Source organism: Moorena sp. SIO2C4 (assembly GCF_010672485.1).
In the GTDB taxonomy this organism is placed as follows: Bacteria; Cyanobacteriota; Cyanobacteriia; order Cyanobacteriales; family Coleofasciculaceae; genus Moorena; species Moorena producens.
The window spans coordinates 1-4,562 of sequence record NZ_JAAHGN010000601.1 but is presented as its reverse complement, the minus strand read 5'-3'; the positions used below and the strand labels follow the sequence as shown (position 1 = coordinate 4,562).

5 protein-coding genes are annotated in these 4,562 nt (G+C 43.1%); 4 read left to right on the top strand and 1 reads right to left on the bottom strand.

Translation table 11 applies throughout. The features are described from left to right. The 3 genes from F6K20_RS25385 to F6K20_RS25375 all read left to right on the top strand — a co-directional run. On the top strand, nt 1–797 hold a 797-nt coding region (locus F6K20_RS25385; RefSeq protein ID WP_287296483.1), incomplete at its 5' end, for a DUF3769 domain-containing protein. Further along, nucleotides 790–918: a hypothetical protein gene (locus tag F6K20_RS25380; RefSeq protein ID WP_267871992.1), complete on the top strand. Its 129-nt coding sequence runs from the start codon at nt 790–792 to the stop codon at nt 916–918. The genes F6K20_RS25385 and F6K20_RS25380, both read left to right, overlap by 8 nt. A gap of 340 nt (nt 919–1,258) precedes the next feature. Further along, a complete protein-coding gene (locus F6K20_RS25375; RefSeq protein ID WP_287265669.1) occupies nt 1,259–3,319 on the top strand; it encodes an AAA-like domain-containing protein in 2,061 nt (686 codons plus the stop codon). An 81-nt stretch (nt 3,320–3,400) separates the two neighbouring features. Here the strand turns inward: F6K20_RS25375 and F6K20_RS25370 are convergent, their stop codons facing one another. Continuing rightward, on the bottom strand, nt 3,401–3,529 hold the full coding sequence (locus F6K20_RS25370) for a hypothetical protein (protein ID WP_287296481.1): 129 nt from the start codon (nt 3,527–3,529) through the stop codon (nt 3,401–3,403). Between F6K20_RS25370 and F6K20_RS25365 the strand changes: the two genes are divergently transcribed. Then, nucleotides 3,528–4,562: AAA-like domain-containing protein (locus tag F6K20_RS25365; protein WP_287296479.1), on the top strand; the 1,035-nt coding region annotated here is incomplete at its 3' end. The genes F6K20_RS25370 and F6K20_RS25365 overlap by 2 nt on opposite strands.

Genomic DNA, 4,562 nt, shown 5'->3' with positions numbered 1-4,562 from the left:
TGGAATCCAGCTATCGCGATCGCCTTTTCAATGGGTCTTTGGGTTTCCAAACCGTTCAGAGTAGTATTGGGGGTATATTTGAATCACCAACAATTCCCATCGGGCAAACTGGTTTGACCATTCGATATCAAGCTGGTGTTCAGCATATCAATGCTAAGACCGATCGAGCAGATTTGCTACCTCTGCCACCTCGGGATAACAATCGGATTAGTTTGACCCGTTATCAAGGGAGTGCAACTTTAAACTGGACACAACCCCTTTGGCAAGGTAAAACATTGCCAGCAACTGCGGAAGAAGGTATGCGCTATACACCAGCACCAATCTTACCCAATGTTCAACTAAATTCATCCATTACCGGTGTGGCTAGTGCCTATAGTAACGGTGATTCTCAAGAATTTCTCCGTGGGAGCATTGGCTTAACTGGGCAATTCGGTCATTTTTCTAAACCGTTTCTTGACTATACCGGTTTTAATATTGGCTATAGTCAAGTCGCCTTAGGAAATACATCACCATTTTTATTTGACCGAGTTGCAGATACTCGAGTCCTTAATGCTGGTATTACCCAACAACTCTATGGTCCATTTCGAGTGGGTTTCCAGACTTACCTAAATTTAGATACAAATGAGGAAATTAGTACTGATTTCTTTTTAGAGTATTCTCGTCGAAGTTACAATGTTTTATTGCGCTATAATCCAGTACAACAACGGGGTTTAGTTGGTTTACGAATTAATGATTTTAACTGGACAGGTGCCACAGAACCCTTTGATACGTTTAGTAACAGCTGGGAGGATGATTAGGGAGGTCAGCCGTCAGCCATCAGCGGTCAGCCGTCAGCCGTCAGCTAAAAGCTCACGCTACTTGAGGTGCTTTTTAGCACAGGCTTTGGCCTTTGGCCACGCTGTGCGAACGACGCTGTGACTTTCGTGACTATTAAACCAATCCTTACCTGTTTTATTAAAAAGTTCCGTAGCGTGCGCGTAGCCCATAAGCTGATAACTGAAAGCTGATAGCTGTTCGGTGTAGCGTGCGCGTAGCGCTTAAGCTGACATAGGGAGTAGGAGTATGAAGTAGGGTGAAGCAAATCGAATGGCTCTGATAATTATCAGAAACGTTAGAATTATTTGTGTGGAAAAAGAAACCGTAAACATTCAGGTAAGCTATCAGCTAATGCCCATAAGCTGATAGCTGATAGCTGACGGCTGAATGCTTACGATAAACCCTACCCAAATTAAGCTCCTGGATAGGTTGGGCATCTCAGATGAAGACTAATAAGCATCGGTCAGTCTGTGGGAAATTCAAGCAGCGGTTAAATAATGCGATTAAACGCTGGTTTAATTCCCCTAAAAATCGTCATAGCAGCACCACACAACCGATACCTCTTTCTGTGGGAGAGCCTTATTCTCCCTACAAACCTCCCTTAACTACTCAGGGACCTAACCACAGCTACGGCGTAACTAATCATACCTGGCCCCCTGGTTATCGGCTCCAAAAGGGTAAGTACACCATCGAAACAAAACTAGGAGAAGGTGGACTGGGTATTACCTATTTAGCCCGAACTAAAAAAGGCGATCGCATTGTTATCAAAACTATCGTTAATCATGTACTCCGCCAAGATAATTTATTAGAGTATTGGAAAATTTTCGCCAATGAAGCGGTAAAATTAGCCCAATGTAGCCGTGGGAATCCTCATCTAGTCCGTTTATCTGAAGAAATCATCCGAGAAGGTGAACTGCCCTGCCTAATTATGGAATACATCGAGGGGGAAACCTTGTCGGATATAGTTAACCGGCAGGGTGTGCTCTCAGAAGAGAAAGCCTTGCTTTATATCCAGCAAATTGGTAGCGCCCTCTGGGACATTCATCAGCAAGGGTTGCTCCATCGGGATGTTAAACCCAATAACATCATGGTGGGTCACGATGGTTCTGGTGCGGTGTTGATTGATTTGGGTATTGCTACTAGGTTTGTCCCTGGGGTTACCCAAAGTCATCTTTGTGCTGTGACTCCAGGTTATTCTCCTCTGGAACAATATCAGTTCCGAGGGCAACAAGGTCCCTACACCGATGTTTATGCTTTGGCCGCTACCTTGTATGTTCTCTTAACTGGAAATGAACCAGTACCAGCTGACGAGCGGGCTGAGGGAGCTGTATTACCAGCACCAAACTATTTTAATCCCCAGATTAGCGATCGCATAAATCGAGCCATTATCCATGGCATGAATTTGGTGGCAACCGATCGCCCTCAATCTATACCAGAATTTTTAACGTTACTGGGTATTGAGTTACCAACTAATAATAGTAACTATAATAGCACAAATAACAGCAATATTCAACCACAGACAACCGCTAAAGTTGAAGACTTTTATATAGAACGTCCTCAAGATGCTGAGTGTTATCAAAAGATTTTACAACCAGGGCAGCTAATTCGGATTAAAGCACCCAAGCTGATGGGGAAAACTTTACTCAGTCATCGGATTATTGATTATGCTAAGTCTAGGGGTTATGGTACGGTTTATTTAAATCTTAATCAATTACCTTGCCATGAATTGGATGTATTTTTACAGTCGTTTTGCGTGCGGGTTGGTGATAACTTGGGCTTATCAGACCAGTTGGATAAGTATTGGAGTAAACGGTTATATAGTAAGGTAAATTGTCAACGATATTTTGAGCAGTATCTGTTAACGTCTTTATCGAGTCCTATAGTGTTGTGCTTGGATGAAGTCGATCGCGTTTTTCCTCATCCAGAAGTAGCTGGAGAATTTCTAGGGTTGTTGCGCACGTGGCATGAGGATGCGAAAAATAATCAACTTTGGAATAAATTGCGATTGATTGTAGTTTATTCTACCGAAGTTTATATTGAATTGGATATCAATCAGTCTCCTTTTAATGTGGGAGAAGCAGTAGAGTTATCGGACTTTTACTTAGATAAAGTTCAGAGTTTAGCTGGGCGTTATGGTTTAAATTTATCGATTAAATCAGCTCAAAAATTAATGGGAATGGTAGGCGGACATCCTTATTTGTTGACCCTGGCTTTCTCTACTCTTAGCAAAAATACCAACATGACCATGGAGCATCTTTTAGAAACCGCTCCGACAGAATCAGGGATTTATCGTCATCATTTGCGAGAACTTTTAAATAATCTCATTCTCCATCCCAATTTACTGGAAGCTTTCAAGAAATTACTGACAACTACTAAAGCTGTTCGTCTGGAACCTAAGGCAACCTATCTATTAGAAAGTCTGGGATTAGTCAGAGTCATCGGTAATGATTGTATCCCTAGATATAATTTGTATCGTGAATATTTTAGTAACAGGATTTTCTAGTTAGGGAGCAGTCAGCAGTCAGCAGTCAGCAGTCAGCAGTCAGCAATCAGCCGTTAGCAGTCAGCAGTCAGCAGTCAGCAGTCAGCAGTTAGCCATTGGTTGGAAAATGAAAAGTGAAAACTGATAGCACCTCAAGTAGCGTGCGCGTAGCACATAAGCTGATAGCTGATAGCTGATAGCTTCTTTATTCCCTACTCCCTTTCCTACCATGACCAACCAACCAACAATCTATCAAGTTGGGGGAAGTTTACCTCAAGATTCCACAACTTATGCTGTGCGCAAAGCTGATGACGAAATTTTTCAGGCTTTGATGGCTGGGGAATTTTGTTATGTGCTCAACTCGCGACAGATGGGGAAATCGAGTTTGCGGGTACAAACTATGAAGCGTCTCAAAAAAGCAGGAGTAGCTTGTGGTTGTATCGATTTTACCATGATTGGGAAAGAGAATATACCCATAGAGATGTGGTATTCAAGCTTGATAGTGATGCTGGTGGATGAGTTTAAGCTATCAGATAAATTTGATGAAGAGGCTTGGTTTAGAGAAACAGAGCACATCGCACCCTTGTTAGGGTTTGGTAAGTTTATTGAATCGGTATTGTTGGCAACTATTCCAGAAAATATTGTTATTTTTCTAGATGAAATTGACAGTATTATTAAGGTAGCATTTAAAGATGATTTCTTTGGCTTTATTCGCAGTTGTTATAACAAACGAGCTGAAAATCCAGTCTACAATCGGCTGAGCTTTTGTTTGCTGGGAGTAGCAACTCCAGCGGATTTGATTCAGGATAAACAGCGCACTCCCTTTAATATTGGTCGGGATATTGAACTGACTGGCTTTACCTTTGAAGAAGCGAAAACACCACTGCTCCCTGGTTTGCTAGGAAAAGTGGATAATCCGGAACAGGTGTTAGGTGAGATATTGATCTGGACAAGGGGACAACCGTTTCTGACCCAGAAGTTGTGTAAGTTAATGGTGGAGAATGCTCTGGCTTCCCCCTTATTAAGGGGGACGGGAGGGGGATCCATCGATAGCACTTCTGGAGAGGGTACCCCCCTAACCCCCCTTAACAAGGGGGGAACTTCTGGAGGGGGATCCATCGATAGCACTTCGGGATTGGGTACCCCCCTAACCCCCCTTAACAAGGGGGGAACTTCTGGAGGGGGATCCATCGATAGCACTTCGGGATTGGGTACCCCCCTAACCCCCCTTAACAAGGGGGGAACTTCTGGAGGGGGATCCATC

Bases quoted from the DNA above. Each gene is read 5' to 3' on its own strand.
- F6K20_RS25380 (WP_267871992.1), top strand. From the start codon at position 790: ATGATTAGGGAGGTCAGCCGTCAGCCATCAGCGGTCAGCCGTCAGCCG.
- F6K20_RS25370 (WP_287296481.1), bottom strand. From the start codon at position 3,529: ATGGTAGGAAAGGGAGTAGGGAATAAAGAAGCTATCAGCTATCAGCTA.
- F6K20_RS25375 (WP_287265669.1), top strand. From the start codon at position 1,259: ATGAAGACTAATAAGCATCGGTCAGTCTGTGGGAAATTCAAGCAGCGG.